Here is a 16,305-nt window from a genome sequence, read left to right as displayed (position 1 = left end):
TCTACTCCAGAATCAGCTTGGCGGAAGTTTCGAGTCGATCGGCGAATTGGGCGTAGGACCCGTATCCCATTCCGGCGCGGACCAGGCCGCCGGCGTACAGCAGCTCCAGCGCCTCGAGGACGTCGGGATCGTGGCCCTCGCCCAGTGCGGTGGCGAGGCGGTCGCGGATCTCCAGCCCGATGCGGGCGCGGAGGTGTTCCACGTCGGGGTCGCGGCCGAGCAGCGCGTTGGTGACGGCTCCGGCGAGTTCGGGTTCGTCCGCCACCAGGAGAGCAATGTGGCGGAGCACGGCGACCACGCGTCCGGTGCGATCGAGTCCCTCGTCCACCGGCTGCGGTGAGGCGGCGAGGCGCCGCCAGAAGACCTCGGCGACGAGGTGCTCCTTGGACGAGAAGTACGTGTAGGCCGTCGCGGGCGCGACCCCGGCGATGCCGGCCACCGAGCGGACCGTGAGTCCCGCGAATCCCTCTTCGCGCAGTACTTCGACTGCCGCTTTGGTGAGGCGGTCGACGGTGTCGGCCTGCTTCTCGGTCAGACGGCGGCGGGTGGACTCGAAATTCATACTACTGGACACGTGTCTGGACGCTACTACAGTTACCGTCGGCTGGCAACGAAAATCGGACTCTCACACGGGACTGCGCGGGTGAATTCGCACGGGCATCGTCTTGATGCCGCTGATGAAATTCGACCGCAGCCGGACGACCGGCCCGGTGGGTTCCACGCGGTCGATCCGCGCGGCGAGGGTCTCGAACAGGATCTTCAATTCGAGCCGCGCCAGGTGGGCGCCGAGGCAGAAGTGCACCCCGCTACCGCCGAACGCGATCTGCGGGTTGGGGCTCCGGCCGATGTCGAACCGATACGGCTCGTCGAAGACGTCCTCGTCCCGGTTGGCGCTCGGGTAGTAGATCACCACCTTGTCGCCGGCCCTGACCAACTGATCGCCGATGTAGGCGTCCCGGGTGGCGGTGCGGCGGAAGTCCATCACCGGGGTCACCCACCGCAGGATCTCCTCCACCGCGCTCGCAGCCAGTTCCGGTTCGGACTGCAGTCGTCGCCACTGGTCGGGATGGTCGATGAAGGCCTGCATCCCACCGGCGGTCGCGTTGCGCGTCGTTTCGTTCCCCGCCACCACGAGCAGGACGAAGAACATGTTGAATTCCATCTCGGTGAGCGTGTCGCCGTTCTCGTCCGGCTGCACGAGCTTGGTGACGATGTCGTCGCGAGGCTCGATGCGGCGTTGCGCCGCAAGCTCGTTGGCGTACAGGAAGATCTCGGCCGCGGCCATCTCGCCGTCCGCCTGGGTGGTGCCGTACTCGGGATCGTCGAAGCCGATCATCCGGTTGGACCAGTCGTAGAGCTTGTCCACGTCCCCGGCGGGCGCACCCAGCAGCGCTGCGATGACCTCGAGCGGCAACGGCGCCGCCGCCTCGGGAACGAAGTCGACGTCGCGTGCGTCGAGCAGCCGATCGACGATCCGGGCACAGATGTCACGGATGTGACCCTCGAGCACTTTGACTGTGCGCGGGGTGAATCCGCGGCTGACGAGCTGCCGCAGCCGGGTGTGATCGGGCGGGTCGAGGTTGACGAGCATGGCGGCCTGCTTCGCGCGGGTCTGCTCGTCGAAATCGTCGATCTGAGTGGTGCCCACCGCCGACGAGAACGTCGCGCTGTCGCGGGACACGGCGACGACGTCGGCGTGCTTGGTGACCGCCCAGAACCCGGTGCCGTCCTCCTCGGGCTGCCAATAGACGGGTTCGCTCGCCCGCAGGTGGTCGAAGAACGCGTAGGGGACCCCTTCCGCGTAGACGTCGGGGGACTTGAGATCAATCCGAGACGCGGTCATACACTGCTCCTCGATCGATAAACGAATGGGATGCGTCTTAAACTACACACTTTCATTTATAATGGAAGCCCTTATGCTGGGCCCATGGTGAAAGGGCAGAACGGACCGATCCGACGTCGCACACTCACGCGAGACAAGGTCGTGGATGCCGCGATCGAGATCATCGACGAACTCGGCTGGGAGTCACTGTCGATGACGAGTCTCTCCGCCCGGCTGAACGTCGTCACCGCGTCGCTCTACAACCACGTCCGCAACCTCGAAGACATCCGCGGTGCGGTTCAGGTGCGCACCATGGCGGAGCTGGGTGCTCACCTGCGCGAGATCGCGATGGGCCGAAGCGGACCCGACGGCCTCCGCGCGCTCGTCGACGCGCACCGCGTCTGGGCGACCGAGCATCCGCATCGGTATCAGACGCTGACCACCAGCCCGGTGGACCGGGACGCTTTCATCTCCGCCGCACTGGACGCCAACACGGCGCTGCGCACGATGCTGGCATCGTGCGGACTGCCGCCCGAGGACACCCTCGACGCGGCCGTGAGCATCTTCGCCGCCATGCACGGTTTCGTCATGCTCGTGAACACCGACTTCCTCGGCGACGAGCTGGACCTGGACTCGATCTACGAATCCGTGCTGCGGGGAGCACTGTCCAGCGTCGGGTGGCCGGAGCGAACGCACACCCCGTCCTGAAAGGCCACCACCCCTATTGTTGCCGTTCTCAGGCCCAGGCGTCAGAAGGGTTCGGCCGCCACGCCGAGATCGCCCAGATCACCACCACGTCGAGCGCGATGATGAGCACCGACCACCACGGGTAGTGCGGCAGCCATAGGAAATTGGCCACGATCGAGATCGCGGCGATCACGATCGCCGACACCCGGGCCCACGCGGCGCCGGTGAACAACGCGAGGCCGGTCACCGCGACCAACGCACCCAGCACGAGATGGATCCAGCCCCAGACCGTGAAGTCGAACTTGTAGAGGTACTCCACCCCCACCACGAACTCCTCGTTCTCATAGACCGCGGCGAGCCCTTGGAAGAACTGCAGGAGTCCGACGGTGACCATGATGACCGCTGCACCCATCGCGGTCCCCGCCGCGACGCCCTGTTTGACCGACGAACCTTCGGACATGACGCCCCTTCCTCGCCGCAACCCACTGCCGGGTGCATTCATTGTCCGCCGATCCGATGTGCGTTCGCGTCGAAACCGCGGGGTTTCCGACCCACCTGGAATCGGATTGCTCCGGCCGAGGAGGCCACCCGACACAGCCGGCGAGACCGTTCGGTTGCCGCGAATCCCTCGCGCGCCCCGGCCGCTCCGCTCGGTCCACAACTGCGCACCGAAAGTAAACGAACCGAATCGAGGCGATGTTCGCCAATTCCGGCTCGGACGGCACCGACTCGGAGTCGCCGCCCACCTGAACTGGCCACGCATGCTCACCCTCGGTACTGCGAGGAAACCGGGCGACGACATCACTCGAATTCGGGGGCCCGCCCACCGCCCCACAACTGCTCTGTGAGGTCCTGGAAGCACACGAACGTGACGGGGTCATCCTTCCTGCACAACACCGACCTGCTCACCGCTGCACGCACAACGAAGCCTTCACGATGGGCGAGTTCGATTACCTTTCCCGCACAGTCCCGCAGCAACGCCACCGATGCGGGGCCGCCCGGCGACGACGCCGGAACGACCACGTCCGCGACCGAGCACCCGGCGAACCAGTGCTCGGGATACCCCAGCATCCGCTCGAGTGCCGGGTTGGCATGCACAATCACCCCCTCTTCATCGACAGCGAGGGCGGGAACCGGAAGCCGCTCGAGCAACCTCAGCGCCGGAAGCTGCTCCAAATAGCCCAGCGCGGTGTTCGGGTCCGACCGCCGCCTGTCCCTACCCTGCCCTGCCGACGCCCACCTCCGTCTCACCCAGCGGACCAACACATCGAACCGTGCCAGACCGAACAGTGGAGGCAACGTCGATCGTCGGCCAGATCGTCGAATTATTGTTGCCCGCGATCGTCCGTCACCAGCACATTCACCGGGAGGACACTGTCGAACAATTTTGGTGCAAAACAACATACATTCTCTCCGTGCGTAATTCCGACACAAAGTGCTCGGTTATCCGCGGGCCTCTGCGTCAGCTTCATTGGGCCGCTTTCGCCCAGGCACAAGTCGATTCCACGAGCCGCTATCCGCCGCCAGGGCGAAGTGATTACCGAAAATCATTGCGCTCGTGTTATTTTCGACCTTGATTCGTACGCGGTGTCGCCCGCCGCGTACGGCGGGACGATTTCACTCGCCCGTGCGGGACGCGGGTTCTGCCGATGTAGGCGTCGAGTTCCCGCGGCGTGATGCATTCCATAGTAGCGGCACGGGGTCCGAAAGACTTATCGCTACGGGACGTAGGGCTGATCTTTCCGGGACACGTCGCCGGCCGCCTACGACGAAGTCGTCGCCCATGTGATGCCGGACAATTCAGATCACCGCTCACCGTGAGCGGAACCCACCAACTCCGCCAGCTCGTCGAGCGACCACGGCGGCGCGGTCTCGTGGTCGCGGTAGGCCAGGACCGTCGGAGCCGGCCGGTCGAATCTGCCGACGAAGCACCCTGATCCGGCGAAGATTCCGCCGGTGATTCCGGAAGCGAGATCGCTGGCCAGGAACACGTACAGCTGGGCGACATAGTCGGCGGGTGCCGGATGCAGCGAGCCGTAGCGGGTTGCGTCGTCGAGCATCCCGCGCCTGTGCAGTTCCTCGATGTGCTGCTCGTACTCCGCTCCCCCGGACAACCGGGTCTTCGCACCGGGGCACACGACGTTGGCCCGGACGCCGGACTCGGCCAGTTCGGCCGCGATCGCGAGGGTCAGGCTGTGTACCGCCCCCTTTCCGGCGGGATATCCGGTTCCGCCGTAGTCGCCGAGGAACGCGAACGAACTCGTGTTCACGATCGCTCCGCGCCCCCGTTCGGCCATCAGGGGCGCGGCGGCCCGGCACGTGCGGAACGTCGCCGTCAGGTGCGCATCGACGAGTTCGCGCCACTGCTCGTCGGTGACGGTGAGGATGGACGACCCGGCAGGCTCCGCGATACCGGCGCAGTTGATCAGCACGTCCACCTGGCCGAACGCGCATTCCGCGGCGTCGACCAGCGCCTCCGCGACGCCGTGGGCGGCGGCCGATCCAGCCACCGCGGTCGCCCGGCCACCGCCGAGCACGATCTCGTCGGCCACCTTCTCCGCCGCGTCCGGATCACGGCCGTTGACCACCACGCCGGCTCCCTCCGCCGCGAGCGCGTGCGCGACGGCCCGGCCGATCCCCCGGCTCGAGCCGGTGACGACGGCGCCTCGCCCGTCCAGCCGTCCCTCCTCGCGTGAATTCATCGCGCCTCCGTCGAACTCGTCATTGCGGCATCCAGTTGTTCAAACTATAGTCCAGACACATGTCCAGTTTTCGGAGATCGCTGTGACACTCACCCGATTCGGAAGCGAAAATCCATGACTCTGCGCCCCACCGACAGCTCTGCTCTCCTGATCGACGGCAAACTGATTCCCGGTTCCGGCGGCACGTTCGAGGTGATCAACCCGGCCACCGAGGAGGTACTCGGGAGGGCCTCCGACGCCACCGCGTCCGACATGGACGCCGCGATCGCCGCGACCCGGCGAGCCTTCGACGACACCACGTGGTCCCGCGACCACGCCTTCCGCGCCCGCTGCCTGCGACAGCTGCGCGACGTGCTGCAGTCCCACATCGAGGAACTGCGCGACATCACCATCGCCGAGGTCGGCGCCCCCGCCTTCCTCACCAGCGGACCGCAACTCGAAGGCCCGGTCGCCGACCTCGGGTATTTTGCAGACCTCGCCGAAAGCTATTCCTGGGAACAGGATCTGGGCATCGCCGAGCCGATGGGCATCAAGACCCGCCGACGCGTCCTCAAGGAGGCCGTCGGCGTGGTCGGGGCCATCACGCCGTGGAACTTCCCGCACCAGATCAACTTCGCCAAGATCGGCCCCGCACTCGCGGCCGGCAACACGGTGGTCCTCAAGCCCGCGCCCGACACTCCCTGGTGCGCCGCCCTCGTCGGGCACCTGATCGCCGAGAAGACCGACCTCCCGGCCGGCGTGGTCAACATCGTCACGTCGAGCGACCATTCCCTCGGCGCTCAGCTCTCCACCGACCCCCGCGTCGACCTCGTGTCGTTCACCGGTTCGACTGCCACGGGCAAGGCCGTCATGGCGGCGGCGTCCGAGTCGCTGAAGAAGGTCTTCCTCGAACTCGGCGGCAAATCGGCGTTCATCGTGCTCGACGACGCCGACCTCGCGGGTGCGTGCGGGGTCGCCGCGTTCACAGTGTCCACCCACGCGGGCCAGGGCTGCGCCATCACCACCCGGCTGCTCGTTCCCCGCGACAAGTACGACGAGGCGGTCGAGGCCACGGCCCGGACCCTGGGCGGATTGCAGGCGGGCGATCCCAGGAAGCCCGGCACCATCTGCGGTCCCCTCATCTCCGCGCGGCAACGCGCCCGCGTCGAGGACTACCTGCGGCTCGCGCGGGAGGAAGGCGGCACGATCGTGGTCGGTGGCGGCCGACCGGCCGATCAGGACCGTGGATTCTTCGTCGAACCCACCCTGATCACCGGCCTCGACAACACCGCCCGGGTGGCTCGGGAAGAGATCTTCGGACCCGTGCTGGTGATCATTCCCCACGACGGCGACGAGGACGCGATCAGCATCGCCAACGACTCGCCGTACGGGCTGTCCGGGTCGGTGTGGGGCACGGACCCCGCACGCGTGAAGCGAGTGGTCGACGGCGTGCGCACCGGAACGCTCAGCGTCAACGGCGGCGTCTGGTATTCCGCCGACGCCCCGTTCGGCGGTTACAAGCAGTCCGGAATCGGCCGCGAGATGGGTGTGGCCGGATTCGAGGAATACCTGGAAACCAAGCTGGTCGCGGAACCGGCCCAATAGTACGCCGGCGAGCCGGCCCGACAACACAGGAGTCAATCGATATGGGACGTTTCGACGGGAAGACCGCCATCGTCACCGGCGCCGCGCAGGGCATCGGCGAGGGCTACGCGCGCGCCCTCGCCCGCGAGGGCGCGAACGTGGTGGTGGCCGATCTCAATGCGGAGCTCGGCCAGACGGTGGCCAAGCAGATCAGCGCGGACGGCGGGACTGCGGTGTTCAAGGACGTCGACGTCGCCGAAGAGGACTCGGCGAAGCAACTCGCCGAGTTCACGGTCGAGAAGTTCGGCGGCATCGACCATCTCGTGAACAACGCCGCGATCTACGGCGGCATGAAGCTCGATCTCCTCATCACCGTGCCGTGGGACTACTACAAGAAGTTCATGGCCGTGAACTTCGACGGCGCCCTCAACGTGACCCGCGCGGTGTGGCCGCACATGAACAGCGGCGGTGGCGGGTCGATCGTCAACCAGTCGTCCACGGCTGCTTGGCTGTACTCGGGTTTCTACGGACTCGCGAAGGTCGGGATCAACGGCCTCACCCAGCAACTCGCCCACGAGGTGGGTGGCATGAACATCCGGGTCAACGCCATCGCGCCCGGACCGATCGACACCGAAGCCACCCGCACCGTCACGCCGGGAAATATGGTGGCAGACATGGTCAAGACGTTGCCGCTGAAGCGGATGGGCACCCCCGACGACCTCGTCGGCGCCTGCCTGTTCCTGCTCTCCGACGAGGCGAGCTGGATCACCGGGCAGATCTTCAACGTCGACGGCGGACAGATTTTTCGATCATGACCACGACCGAGCAGGTATCCGTCGGCTACATCGGCCTCGGCAACATGGGTGCGCCCATGGCCAAGCGGCTGCTGGACCGCCCCGGCGGGCTCATCGTGTGCGACACCCGGCCGGAGGCACTGGAACCGTTCGGCAAGGCGGGCGCGAAGGTGACGTCGAGTCCGCGGGAGGTGGCGGAGAACGCGGACGTCATCTCCGTGACCGTGCTGAACGACGAGCAGGTGCGCGCGGTCGTCACACAGCTCCTCGACACCGCGCGGCCGGGCACCGTCGTGGCAGTGCATTCCACCATCAGCGACGTCACCGCCGTCGAACTCGCCGACCGTTGCCGTGCGCACGGCGTCGACCTGATCGACGCGCCCGTGAGTGGCGGCGCACCCGGCGCCCACAAGGGGAAGCTCGCAGTGATGGTCGGGGCGAGCGACGACGCGTTCGAGAAAGTGCGGGAGCCGTTCGGGCACTGGGCCGAACTCGTCGTGCACGCCGGAGACGTGGGCGCGGGTACCCGAATGAAGCTGGCCCGCAACCTGCTGCACTTCGTCTCGTTCACGGCCGCCGCCGAGGCGCAGCGGCTCGCCGAGGCCGCCGGTCTCGACATCACCGAACTCGGGAAGGTCGTCCGGCACACCGACGCGATCACCGGTGGCGCCGGAGCGATCATGCTCCGCGACACCACCGACGCCCTCGACGAGACCGACAACTGGTACCCGATCATGACCCACGTCCGGGACCTCGGGGAGAAGGACCTGTCGCTGGCGATCGGGCTCGGCGAACGACTCGACGTCGCGCTGCCGCTCGCCCGACTCGCGCTCACGGGCCTGGGTCCTGGACTCGGCGTCGACAGCACCGTGGACAAGAAGGAGCAACCATGACCGACGACACCCGCACCCGTGGCCTGGCCATGATGGAGAAGGTCTACGGATTCGAGATGCAGGACGGGCCCGGCGCGCATTTCGCCGTCACCGCCGACCACCTGTTCGCCGACATCTGGTCGCGGCCCGGGCTGAGCATCCGCGACCGCCGGCTTCTCCTCCTCGGTGCGCTCACCGCGCAGGGGCTCGTCGACGTCGCCGAGATCCAGGTGGGGGCGGCCCTGCACAACGAGGAACTGGACGAGGACCAACTCCGGGAGATCGCACTGTTCCTGTGCCACTACGTGGGCTGGCCGTTGGGGACGAAACTCGACTCGATGATCGGCGGGGTGCTACACAAGCGGAAGAAAGCGGCCAGAGCGGCCGCCCCGGACGCAGAGGCCATATGAGCACCGAACACCTGACACCAGAGCTTCTCCGACTCGCCGACTCCACGCCCGGATTCATGCCGGAGGACGAGGGGACGGCCCTGCACGAGGCCGCGATGCAGTACCTGTCTCCCGGCGGGGTGGGCGTCGAGATCGGCACGTACTGCGGTCGTTCGACGATCTATCTCGGGGCGGCGGCAAAGGCGCGGGCCGCCCGCATCGTCACGATCGATCACCATCACGGTTCCGAGGAGCATCAGCCCGGCTGGGAATATCACGAACCGGCGTTCGTCGACCCGCATACCGGCCTGCTCGACACGGTCGGCCGGTTCCGGCACACGATGGCCGATTCCGGGCTCGAGGACTACGTCGTGGGTGTGCTGGGCCGGTCGTCGACGGTGGCGACGTTCTGGCGCACTCCCGTGAACTTCGTGTTCATCGACGGCGGCCACACGTCGGAGGCGGCGTCGGCGGATCTCGAGGGGTGGGCGCCGTGGGTGAACGTCGGCGGCGCCCTGGTGATCCACGACGTGTTCCCGGACCCGGCGGACGGCGGGCGACCGCCGTTCGAGATCTACGAACGGGCGCTGGGGACAGGGCAATTCAAGGAGACGTCGGTCACCGGGTCGCTGCGCGTTCTCGAGCGGGTGGGCGGTCAGACAGGCGAACCGCTGGCGTGACAGTAGTCGCCGCAGCGGTCGAGGCCGATCGGTAGTCCCACGGGCAGCGCCGCGTCCCGGAAGATCCCGTGTCCGGGCGTGGTGCGGGACAACGCGTCCGCGGCGAGGATCATCGCCCCGCCCGTCCACGTGGTCTGCTCGACCGGCCACCGCTTGCCGTCGCTGTAGACGAGCCCCGTCCAGTACGAGCCGTCCGGATCCCGCAGGTGCTGCATGGCGGTGAACTGCGCGAGCGCGCGGCTGTGTTCCCCCATCGCGTCGAGCGCCAGCACCAGTTCACACGTTTCGGCGCCGGTCACCCACGGCCGGTGGTCCACGCAGCGGATGCCGAGCCCCTCGACCACGAAGTCGTCCCACCGCGACGCGATGCGGTCCGACGCGACCTCACCGCGGACTGCACCCCCGAGGATCGGGTAGTACCAGTCCATCGAGTATTCGTCCTTGATCGCGAACGACTCCGGGTGCTGCCTGATCGCGTGACCCAGGGTGTATTTCGCGAACTCCCATTCCGGCTGCGGGTCGTCGACCAGCCGCGCGAGGAGCAGCCCGCAGTGCAGGCTGTGGTGAATGCTGGAGTTCCCGGTCAGCAGCGCCTCGGGGCAGTCCTGTCCGTTCTCGCCGCGGGCCCACCAGATTTCGCCGCTCGACGACTGCATGTCGACGACGAAATCGAGACCGCCCTGCACGGACGGCCACAGGGCGTCGACGAAATTCCGGTCACCGGTGACGAGGTAGTGGTGCCACACCCCCACCGCGAGGTAGGCGCAGAAGTTGCTGTCGGAATCGTGATTCTCCACGGCCCCGTCGCGGAACTTCATCGGCCACGAACCGTCCGGTCGTTGCGTGCGCCGCGACCACTCGTACGCGCCCTCCGCCTCGTCGGTCAGGCCGGCGACGGTGAGCGCCATGGCGGATTCGACGTGATCCCACGGGTCGGTGTGCCCACCGGGAAACCACGGCAGCGCCCCCGACGACTCCTGCGCTGCCGCGATCGACCGTGCCGTCTGCCTGACCTGGCTCTCCGACAACACGTTCGGTACCGACGGGACGCCCGCGGCTCTCACCGCGGCGCCTTCACCACGCTCGGTACCCTCGGCTTCTCGAGGTAGAACACGACGCTCTTGCCGACCACGGGGTTGAGGACCTTCTCCGCGGTGCGCGTGAGCCAGGGGGCTTTCATCATGTCCCACACCAGAACCTGGTGGTACGCCTTCGCGAAGGGGTTGTCGTTGTTCTCCACCCCCACCGCGCACTTGAGCCACCAGTACGGTGAATGCAGGGCGTGGGCGTGATCCCGTCCCTGGACCTGCAGGCCGGCGGCCGTCAGCTTCTCCGCCAGCTCGTCGGCGCGATAGATGCGGACGTGGCCACCCTCCACCTCGTGGTACGCGTCGGACAGCGCCCAGCAGATCTTCTCCGGCAGCCACCGCGGAACCGTCACCGCCGCAACACCACCCGGCTTGAGAATGCGGCTCAGCTCGGCGATGGCCCGGCCGTCGCGCGGTACGTGTTCGAGGACCTCGGAGATGAGGACCACGTCGAACGTCGCATCCTCGTACGGCAGGTTCAGCGCGTCGCCGACCTCCACCCGAGCCGCGGCTCCCGCCGGGACCTCACCGACCTCGGCCATCGCCACGAACATCTTCTCGACGTCCGCGAGTTCGTCGGCGTTCTGGTCGAAGGCGATGACGTCGGCGCCGCGTCGATACAGCTCGAACGAGTGCCGCCCGGCGCCCGCCCCGATGTCGATCACCTTGTCGCCGGGCTTCACACCCAGCCGGTCGAAGTCCACGGTCAGCACGGTCGGCCTCCTTGACGGGTCTGCGCTATCGCATCGGCATAGGTCTGCGCGGTTTTCGCGGCCACGGCGGCCCAGCTGTAGCGCTCGAGCACGCGTCGACGGCCACCGTCACCGAGCCGGGCCCGGCGCTGCGGATCATCGAGTAACGCGCCCAGCACGTCCGCGAGTTCCTGGGGGTCGCCGGGCGTCACGAGCACACACGCCTCCTCGTCCGTTCCCACCACCTCGGGAATGGCGCCGGCGCGGCTCGCCACCAACGGGGTGCCGCACGCCATCGCCTCGACGGCGGGCAGCGAGAAGCCCTCGTACAGCGACGGGACGCACGCGACGTCGGCCGACGCCAGCAGCGACGCCAGTTCGGCGTCGTCGATACCCGACACCGTCCGGACGACGTCGCCGATGGCCAGCTCCTCGATGAGCTTCTCCGTCACTCCCCCGGGCGCGAGCTTGGTGACCAGCACCAGTTCGACGGTGCGCTCGGTGTGCACCTTCGCGACCGCCTCGAGGAGCGTCGACACCCCCTTGAGGGGCATGTCGGCGCTGGCGACGCACACGACGCGGCCCGGAACCCGGGCGGCGGCCGGGGGTCGGAAGACCTCGGTGTCCACACCCAGCGGGATGGTCTGCAGGTTGTCGGCGGGAACGTCGAAGGCCGCGCTGATGTCGTCGGCGGAGGACTGCGACACCGTCAGCAGTGCGGGGATGGCACGCGCCACCCGCTTCTGCATCCGCAGAAATCCGTACCAGCGCCGGACCGTCACCTGGCGCCACCACTTCGCCGACGCCAGGTCCAGCTCGCGGTCGCGGGTGATCGGATGATGGATGGTGGCGACGACGGGGAGTCCGGCCTTCTGGAGTTGCAGCAGCCCATAGCCGAGGCACTGGTTGTCGTGCACCACGTCGAACTCGTCGGCGCGCTCCTTCAGCAGTCGCGCGGCACGGAGGCTGAACGTGAGCGGCTCCGGGAACCCGGCCGTCCACATGGTCGCGACCTCGAGCACGTCGACGGCGTCGCGGAACTCGCGCGGGTGCGGCGTTCTGAACGGATCCGGCTCGCGATACAGGTCGAGGCTGGGGACCTTCGTCAGCGTCACCCGCGGGTCGACGTCCGGGTACGGCTGCCCCGAGAACACCTCGACCTGATGGCCGAGTTCGACCAGCTCACGGCTGAGATGGCGTACGTACACACCCTGCCCACCACAGTGGGGCTTGCTTCGATACGACAAGAGTGCGATGCGCACGGACTTCGGCCTCTCCTCGAGCAGTTGGCAAGCAATACTAGAACACGTTCCTACTCGGGTGTGCCCTCATCCCATCCAACCGCACTCACTCACCCCACCGCGGTCGACTCGCGCAATCCCTCGAGTTTTCCGGCCAGGCGCCCCAAGTACGCCAGGACGTCTTCCTCGCTCCGGTCGGGCAGTCCGTACACGACCTCGGTGACGCCGAGGTCCTTCCACCGCCGCAGTTTGTCCATGTCCGGCTTGCCGTCGAGCACGACGATCCGCGGTTCGCCGTCCCGGCCGGCCTCCCGCCACATCCGCTGTAGCGTGGCGACGCGGTCGTCGATGTCCTGCTCGATCGGAGTGGTCATCCACCCGTCGGCCGATTTCACGATCCATCGGAAGTTCTTGTCGTTGCCGGCGGCGCCGACGATCACCGGAGGCACCCGGGACGGCTTGGGCCACGCCCAGCTCGGACCGAAGCTCACGAACTCGCCGTCGTAGGACGCCTCGTCCTGCGTCCACAGCGCACGCATCGCCTCGAGGTACTCGCGCAGCATCGTCCGGCGTCGTCCGGGCGGAACGTTGTGATCGGTGAGCTCGTCGAGATTCCACCCGTACCCCACGCCGAGGATGACCCGTCCGCCGCTGAGGTGGTCGAGGGAGGCGATCGTCTTGGCCAGCGTGATCGGGTCGTGCTCGACCGGCAGCGCCACCGACGTCCCCAGTTCGATCCGCTCCGTGACCGCCGACGCCGACGCCAGCGCCACCCACGGGTCGAGGGTGCGCATGTAGCGGTCGTCGGGCAGCGACGCGTCGCCTGTCTGAGGATGCGCCGCATCGCGTTTCACCGGAATGTGCGTGTGCTCGGGCACGTAGAACGAGTCGAATCCGTTTGCCTCTGCACCCCTCGCAGCCGAGGCCGGCCCGATCCCGCGGTCACTCGTAAACAACGTAATGCCGAATTTCACGAATTCTCCTTGGCCGTGACCCTTTTCCTTCTTGCACACTAACTTCTGGACACCTGTTTATCAATGTGTCCAAACAACTCTCCAGTTCTCCGCGCAGCCGGACGAACGGGACGCTCGTTCGATCTGAGGCAACGGGCGTCCCGTTCGTCCGGTGCAGGTGAGTGGCAATGCGTGCCCCAGCACACTTAGCCACTCACCTGCTCAGGCGCCGTAGACCGGGAGCGGGGTTTCGGCCTTGGCGAGGAGGTCGGCGACGACGGGCCCGATCTCCTTCGGTTCCCAGCGCGCACCCTTGTCCTGGGTGGGGCCGTGCCGCCAGCCCTCGGCGACGGTGATCTTGCCTCCCTCCACCTCGAACACGCGTCCGGTGACGTCCTTCGACTCCGTGCTGCCCAGCCACACGACGAGCGGGGAGATGTTCTCCGGCGCCATCGCGTCGAACCCCTCCTCGGGCGCGGCCATCGCCTCCGCCATCGCGCCGCCCGCGCCGACGGTCATCCGGGTGCGTGCGGCCGGGGCGATCGCGTTGACGGTGACGCCGTAGTTCTTCAATTCCGCGGCCGCCTGAATGGTCATCTCCGCGATCCCCGCCTTCGCGGCGGCGTAATTGCCCTGCCCGATCGAACCCTGCAGTCCGGCACCGGAACTGGTGTTGACGATCCGGGCGTCGACCGGGTTGCCCGCCTTCGCCTCGGCCCGCCAGTACGCGGCGGCGTGGCGCAGCGTCGCGAAATGCCCCTTCAGATGGACGCGCACGACGGCGTCCCACTCCTGCTCGCTCATCCCGACGAGCATGCGGTCGCGCAGGAACCCGGCATTGTTCACCAGCACGTCCAGGCGCCCGTACGTGCCGATGGCGGTGGTGATCAGGTTCTCGGCGCCGGCCCAGTCCGCGACGTCGTCGCCGTTGACGACGGCCTCGCCGCCCGCGGCGACGATCTCCGCGACCACCCGTTCGGCCGGACTCTCCCCGGTGGCGGAACCGTCGATGCCGGCTCCGATGTCGTTGACCACCACCTTGGCGCCCTCGGCGGCGAACGCCAGCGCGTGGGCGCGTCCGATTCCGCGTCCGGCGCCCGTCACGATGACGACGCGACCGTCGACCACTCCACTCATGCCTTCTCCTCTGTAGATGCTGTCGCTGTAGATGCTGTCGCTGCCGCCAGGAAGGCGGGACGTTCTCCGCCGCCGTGGACGGTCAGTGTCGAACCGCTGACGTACGCCGCCAGCGGTGAAGCCAGGAACACCGCGCAGTTGCCGATGTCCTCCGGGCAGGCCATCCGGCCCAGCGGGACCGTGTCCCCGACCGCCGCGATCCCCGCCTCGTCGCCGTAGTGCAGATGCGCGAGTTCGGTGCGGACCAGGCCGACGACCACCGAGTTGACCCGCACCTTGGGCGCCCACTCGACCGCGAGACTGCTCGTGAGACTGTCGACCCCCGCCTTCGCCGCACCGTATGCCGCGGTCCCGGGCGACGGTCGCGAGCCGCTGACGCTGGAGATGTTCACGATCGCACCACCGGAATCCTGCTTCTGCATCACCGCATTCGCGACCTGCGACACCAGCAGCGGGGCGAGCAGATTCAGCTCGACGATCTTGGAGTGGAACTTCGGACTCGCCTCCGCGGCGAGCGCGAACGGTGCGCCGCCGGCATTGTTGACCAGGACATCGAGCCGGCCGTGCCGCTCGACGATCCGGTCGACGAGACCCTGCACCTGCCCCGGATCACGGATGTCGCACGGCAGGAATTCGACCGCCCGGCCGTCCACCTCCACCGGCGCCTCCCCCGGCCGGCGGGCGCAGGCCACCACCGTCGCGCCCGCCCGCAGGAACGTGCGGCTGATGCCCGCGCCCACCCCGCGAACACCGCCGGTCACGAGCACGATCGCCCCGTTCAGACCTGAATCCACGAATACCTCCGCTGTTGCATGTTCTCGCAGGCCCAGCTCAGAGCTGTCCGGCCCGCACATGTGCTAACTTACCAAGCAATTGCTTGGTTCGGTACAAGACGTTAGGAACATGCCATGGGCATCACCTCCACCACCGACGGAGACGGCATCACCACGGTCACGGTCGACTACCCGCCCGTGAACGCGATCCCGTCCCGGGGCTGGTTCGAGTTGGCCGACGCCGTACTCGACGCGGGCCGGAATCCGGACACCCACGTGGTGATCCTGCGAGCGGAGGGACGCGGGTTCAACGCCGGCGTCGACATCAAGGAAATGCAGGCCACCGACGGCTACGGCGCGCTGGTCGACGCCAACCGCGGCTGCGCGGCCGCGTTCGCCGCCGTCTACGACTGCGCCGTGCCCGTCGTGGTCGCGGTCAACGGATTCTGCGTCGGCGGCGGCATCGGCCTGGTCGGGAACGCCGACGTGATCGTCGCGTCCGACGATGCCGTCTTCGGGCTGCCCGAGGTCGACCGCGGCGCACTCGGCGCCGCCACCCACCTCGCCCGACTCGTCCCCCAGCACATGATGCGCACGCTGTACTACACGGCGCAGAACGTCACCGCCCAGCAACTCCAGCACTTCGGGTCGGTGTACGAGGTGGTGCCGCGCGAAAAACTCGACGACACCGCCCGCGACATCGCCGCCACGATCGCGGCCAAGGACACCCGGGTCATCCGCTGCGCCAAGGAAGCCATCAACGGCATCGACCCCGTCGACGTGAAGACCAGTTACCGCCTCGAGCAGGGCTACACCTTCGAACTCAACCTGGCCGGCGTCTCCGACGAGCACCGCGACGAGTTCGTCGAAACCGGCAAGCCCCGCTCGAACTCGAACACCAGGAAAGGCTGA

General features: G+C 67.6%; 18 protein-coding genes. 7 read left to right on the top strand and 11 right to left on the bottom strand.

Annotation, left to right across the window (positions count from 1 at the left end; all coding sequences use genetic code 11):
* Position 1: 1 nt before the first annotated feature.
* Together QM841_RS00460 and QM841_RS00455 are read right to left on the bottom strand one after the other, a co-directional pair.
* Entirely contained in the window at positions 2-562 is a 561-nt protein-coding gene (locus QM841_RS00460) for a TetR/AcrR family transcriptional regulator (RefSeq protein WP_009477736.1), read from the bottom strand.
* A 63-nt stretch (positions 563-625) separates the two neighbouring features.
* A complete protein-coding gene (locus QM841_RS00455) occupies positions 626-1,843 on the bottom strand; it encodes a cytochrome P450 (protein WP_283330535.1) in 1,218 nt (405 codons plus the stop codon).
* An 84-nt stretch (positions 1,844-1,927) separates the two neighbouring features.
* Between QM841_RS00455 and QM841_RS00450 the strand changes: the two genes are divergently transcribed.
* A complete protein-coding gene (locus tag QM841_RS00450) occupies positions 1,928-2,530 on the top strand; it encodes a TetR/AcrR family transcriptional regulator (protein WP_283330534.1) in 603 nt (200 codons plus the stop codon).
* Positions 2,531-2,558: 28 nt separating this feature from the next.
* On the opposite strand, the gene QM841_RS00445 is transcribed toward QM841_RS00450, so the two are convergent.
* The 3 genes from QM841_RS00445 to QM841_RS00435 form a co-directional block, all read right to left on the bottom strand.
* Positions 2,559-2,969 (bottom strand): DUF7144 family membrane protein, encoded by a 411-nt coding sequence (locus QM841_RS00445; RefSeq protein ID WP_283330533.1) that lies wholly within the window; start codon positions 2,967-2,969, stop codon positions 2,559-2,561.
* 341 nt (positions 2,970-3,310) lie between these two features.
* A complete protein-coding gene (locus QM841_RS00440) occupies positions 3,311-3,775 on the bottom strand; it encodes a PAS domain-containing protein (protein WP_283330952.1) in 465 nt (154 codons plus the stop codon).
* Between the two features lie 539 nt (positions 3,776-4,314).
* The gene (locus QM841_RS00435; RefSeq protein ID WP_283330532.1) at positions 4,315-5,211 is read right to left on the bottom strand and encodes an SDR family NAD(P)-dependent oxidoreductase; all 897 of its coding nucleotides are present in this window, start codon (positions 5,209-5,211) and stop codon (positions 4,315-4,317) included.
* 114 nt (positions 5,212-5,325) lie between these two features.
* On the opposite strand from QM841_RS00435, the gene QM841_RS00430 reads away from it, so the two are divergent.
* The 5 genes from QM841_RS00430 to QM841_RS00410 are packed head-to-tail and all read left to right on the top strand — an operon-like array spanning position 5,326 to position 9,509.
* Complete coding sequence (locus QM841_RS00430) at positions 5,326-6,795, top strand: aldehyde dehydrogenase (protein WP_283330531.1); 1,470 nt, start codon at positions 5,326-5,328, stop codon at positions 6,793-6,795.
* A 41-nt stretch (positions 6,796-6,836) separates the two neighbouring features.
* Complete coding sequence (locus QM841_RS00425) at positions 6,837-7,589, top strand: SDR family oxidoreductase (protein ID WP_283330530.1); 753 nt, start codon at positions 6,837-6,839, stop codon at positions 7,587-7,589.
* Positions 7,586-8,461 carry an NAD(P)-dependent oxidoreductase gene (locus QM841_RS00420; RefSeq protein WP_005563754.1) on the top strand — a complete coding sequence of 292 codons (876 nt, stop codon included), beginning with the start codon at positions 7,586-7,588 and terminating at the stop codon, positions 8,459-8,461. The genes QM841_RS00425 and QM841_RS00420 overlap by 4 nt, the downstream gene beginning before the upstream one ends.
* Positions 8,458-8,850, top strand: a complete 393-nt coding sequence (locus tag QM841_RS00415) for a carboxymuconolactone decarboxylase family protein (RefSeq protein WP_283330529.1) — start codon at positions 8,458-8,460, stop codon at positions 8,848-8,850. Before QM841_RS00420 ends, QM841_RS00415 begins: the two co-directional genes overlap by 4 nt.
* Positions 8,847-9,509 (top strand): class I SAM-dependent methyltransferase, encoded by a 663-nt coding sequence (locus QM841_RS00410; protein ID WP_283330528.1) that lies wholly within the window; start codon positions 8,847-8,849, stop codon positions 9,507-9,509. Before QM841_RS00415 ends, QM841_RS00410 begins: the two co-directional genes overlap by 4 nt.
* Here the strand turns inward: QM841_RS00410 and QM841_RS00405 are convergent.
* From QM841_RS00405 to QM841_RS00380, 6 genes are all read right to left on the bottom strand, one after another.
* Positions 9,485-10,573: a prenyltransferase gene (locus QM841_RS00405; protein WP_283330527.1), complete on the bottom strand. Its 1,089-nt coding sequence runs from the start codon at positions 10,571-10,573 to the stop codon at positions 9,485-9,487. The two genes, QM841_RS00410 and QM841_RS00405, sit on opposite strands and share 25 nt — an antisense overlap.
* Entirely contained in the window at positions 10,570-11,310 is a 741-nt protein-coding gene (locus tag QM841_RS00400) for a class I SAM-dependent methyltransferase (RefSeq protein ID WP_283330526.1), read from the bottom strand. The genes QM841_RS00405 and QM841_RS00400 overlap by 4 nt, the downstream gene beginning before the upstream one ends.
* On the bottom strand, positions 11,304-12,551 hold the full coding sequence (locus QM841_RS00395; protein WP_283330525.1) for a glycosyltransferase family 4 protein: 1,248 nt from the start codon (positions 12,549-12,551) through the stop codon (positions 11,304-11,306). Before QM841_RS00395 ends, QM841_RS00400 begins: the two co-directional genes overlap by 7 nt.
* Before the next feature lie 89 nt (positions 12,552-12,640).
* Entirely contained in the window at positions 12,641-13,504 is an 864-nt protein-coding gene (locus QM841_RS00390; protein WP_283330524.1) for an LLM class F420-dependent oxidoreductase, read from the bottom strand.
* Between the two features lie 201 nt (positions 13,505-13,705).
* Positions 13,706-14,620 carry an SDR family oxidoreductase gene (locus QM841_RS00385; RefSeq protein WP_283330523.1) on the bottom strand — a complete coding sequence of 305 codons (915 nt, stop codon included), beginning with the start codon at positions 14,618-14,620 and terminating at the stop codon, positions 13,706-13,708.
* Positions 14,617-15,414, bottom strand: coding sequence for an SDR family oxidoreductase (locus QM841_RS00380; RefSeq protein ID WP_283330522.1), 798 nt, complete (start codon positions 15,412-15,414; stop codon positions 14,617-14,619). The genes QM841_RS00385 and QM841_RS00380 overlap by 4 nt, the downstream gene beginning before the upstream one ends.
* A gap of 114 nt (positions 15,415-15,528) precedes the next feature.
* On the opposite strand from QM841_RS00380, the gene echA20 reads away from it, so the two are divergent.
* The gene (echA20, locus tag QM841_RS00375) at positions 15,529-16,305 is read left to right on the top strand and encodes a (7aS)-7a-methyl-1,5-dioxo-2,3,5,6,7,7a-hexahydro-1H-indene-carboxyl-CoA hydrolase (RefSeq protein ID WP_283330521.1); all 777 of its coding nucleotides are present in this window, start codon (positions 15,529-15,531) and stop codon (positions 16,303-16,305) included.

The sequence above is a fragment of the Rhodococcus sp. IEGM 1307 genome (assembly GCF_030056915.1).
In the GTDB taxonomy this organism is placed as follows: Bacteria; Actinomycetota; Actinomycetes; order Mycobacteriales; family Mycobacteriaceae; genus Rhodococcus_F; species Rhodococcus_F opacus_D.
This window is presented reverse-complemented; position numbering and strand designations above follow the sequence as displayed.

Excerpts from the sequence above, each read along its gene's own strand:
- QM841_RS00460 (WP_009477736.1), bottom strand. The coding sequence starts at position 562 with ATGAATTTCGAGTCCACCCGCCGCCGTCTGACCGAGAAGCAGGCCGAC.
- QM841_RS00455 (WP_283330535.1), bottom strand. The coding sequence starts at position 1,843 with ATGACCGCGTCTCGGATTGATCTCAAGTCCCCCGACGTCTACGCGGAA.
- QM841_RS00450 (WP_283330534.1), top strand. The coding sequence starts at position 1,928 with ATGGTGAAAGGGCAGAACGGACCGATCCGACGTCGCACACTCACGCGA.
- QM841_RS00445 (WP_283330533.1), bottom strand. The coding sequence starts at position 2,969 with ATGTCCGAAGGTTCGTCGGTCAAACAGGGCGTCGCGGCGGGGACCGCG.
- QM841_RS00435 (WP_283330532.1), bottom strand. The coding sequence starts at position 5,211 with ATGAATTCACGCGAGGAGGGACGGCTGGACGGGCGAGGCGCCGTCGTC.
- QM841_RS00430 (WP_283330531.1), top strand. The coding sequence starts at position 5,326 with ATGACTCTGCGCCCCACCGACAGCTCTGCTCTCCTGATCGACGGCAAA.
- QM841_RS00425 (WP_283330530.1), top strand. The coding sequence starts at position 6,837 with ATGGGACGTTTCGACGGGAAGACCGCCATCGTCACCGGCGCCGCGCAG.
- QM841_RS00420 (WP_005563754.1), top strand. The coding sequence starts at position 7,586 with ATGACCACGACCGAGCAGGTATCCGTCGGCTACATCGGCCTCGGCAAC.
- QM841_RS00415 (WP_283330529.1), top strand. The coding sequence starts at position 8,458 with ATGACCGACGACACCCGCACCCGTGGCCTGGCCATGATGGAGAAGGTC.
- QM841_RS00410 (WP_283330528.1), top strand. The coding sequence starts at position 8,847 with ATGAGCACCGAACACCTGACACCAGAGCTTCTCCGACTCGCCGACTCC.
- QM841_RS00385 (WP_283330523.1), bottom strand. The coding sequence starts at position 14,620 with ATGAGTGGAGTGGTCGACGGTCGCGTCGTCATCGTGACGGGCGCCGGA.
- echA20 (WP_283330521.1), top strand. The coding sequence starts at position 15,529 with ATGGGCATCACCTCCACCACCGACGGAGACGGCATCACCACGGTCACG.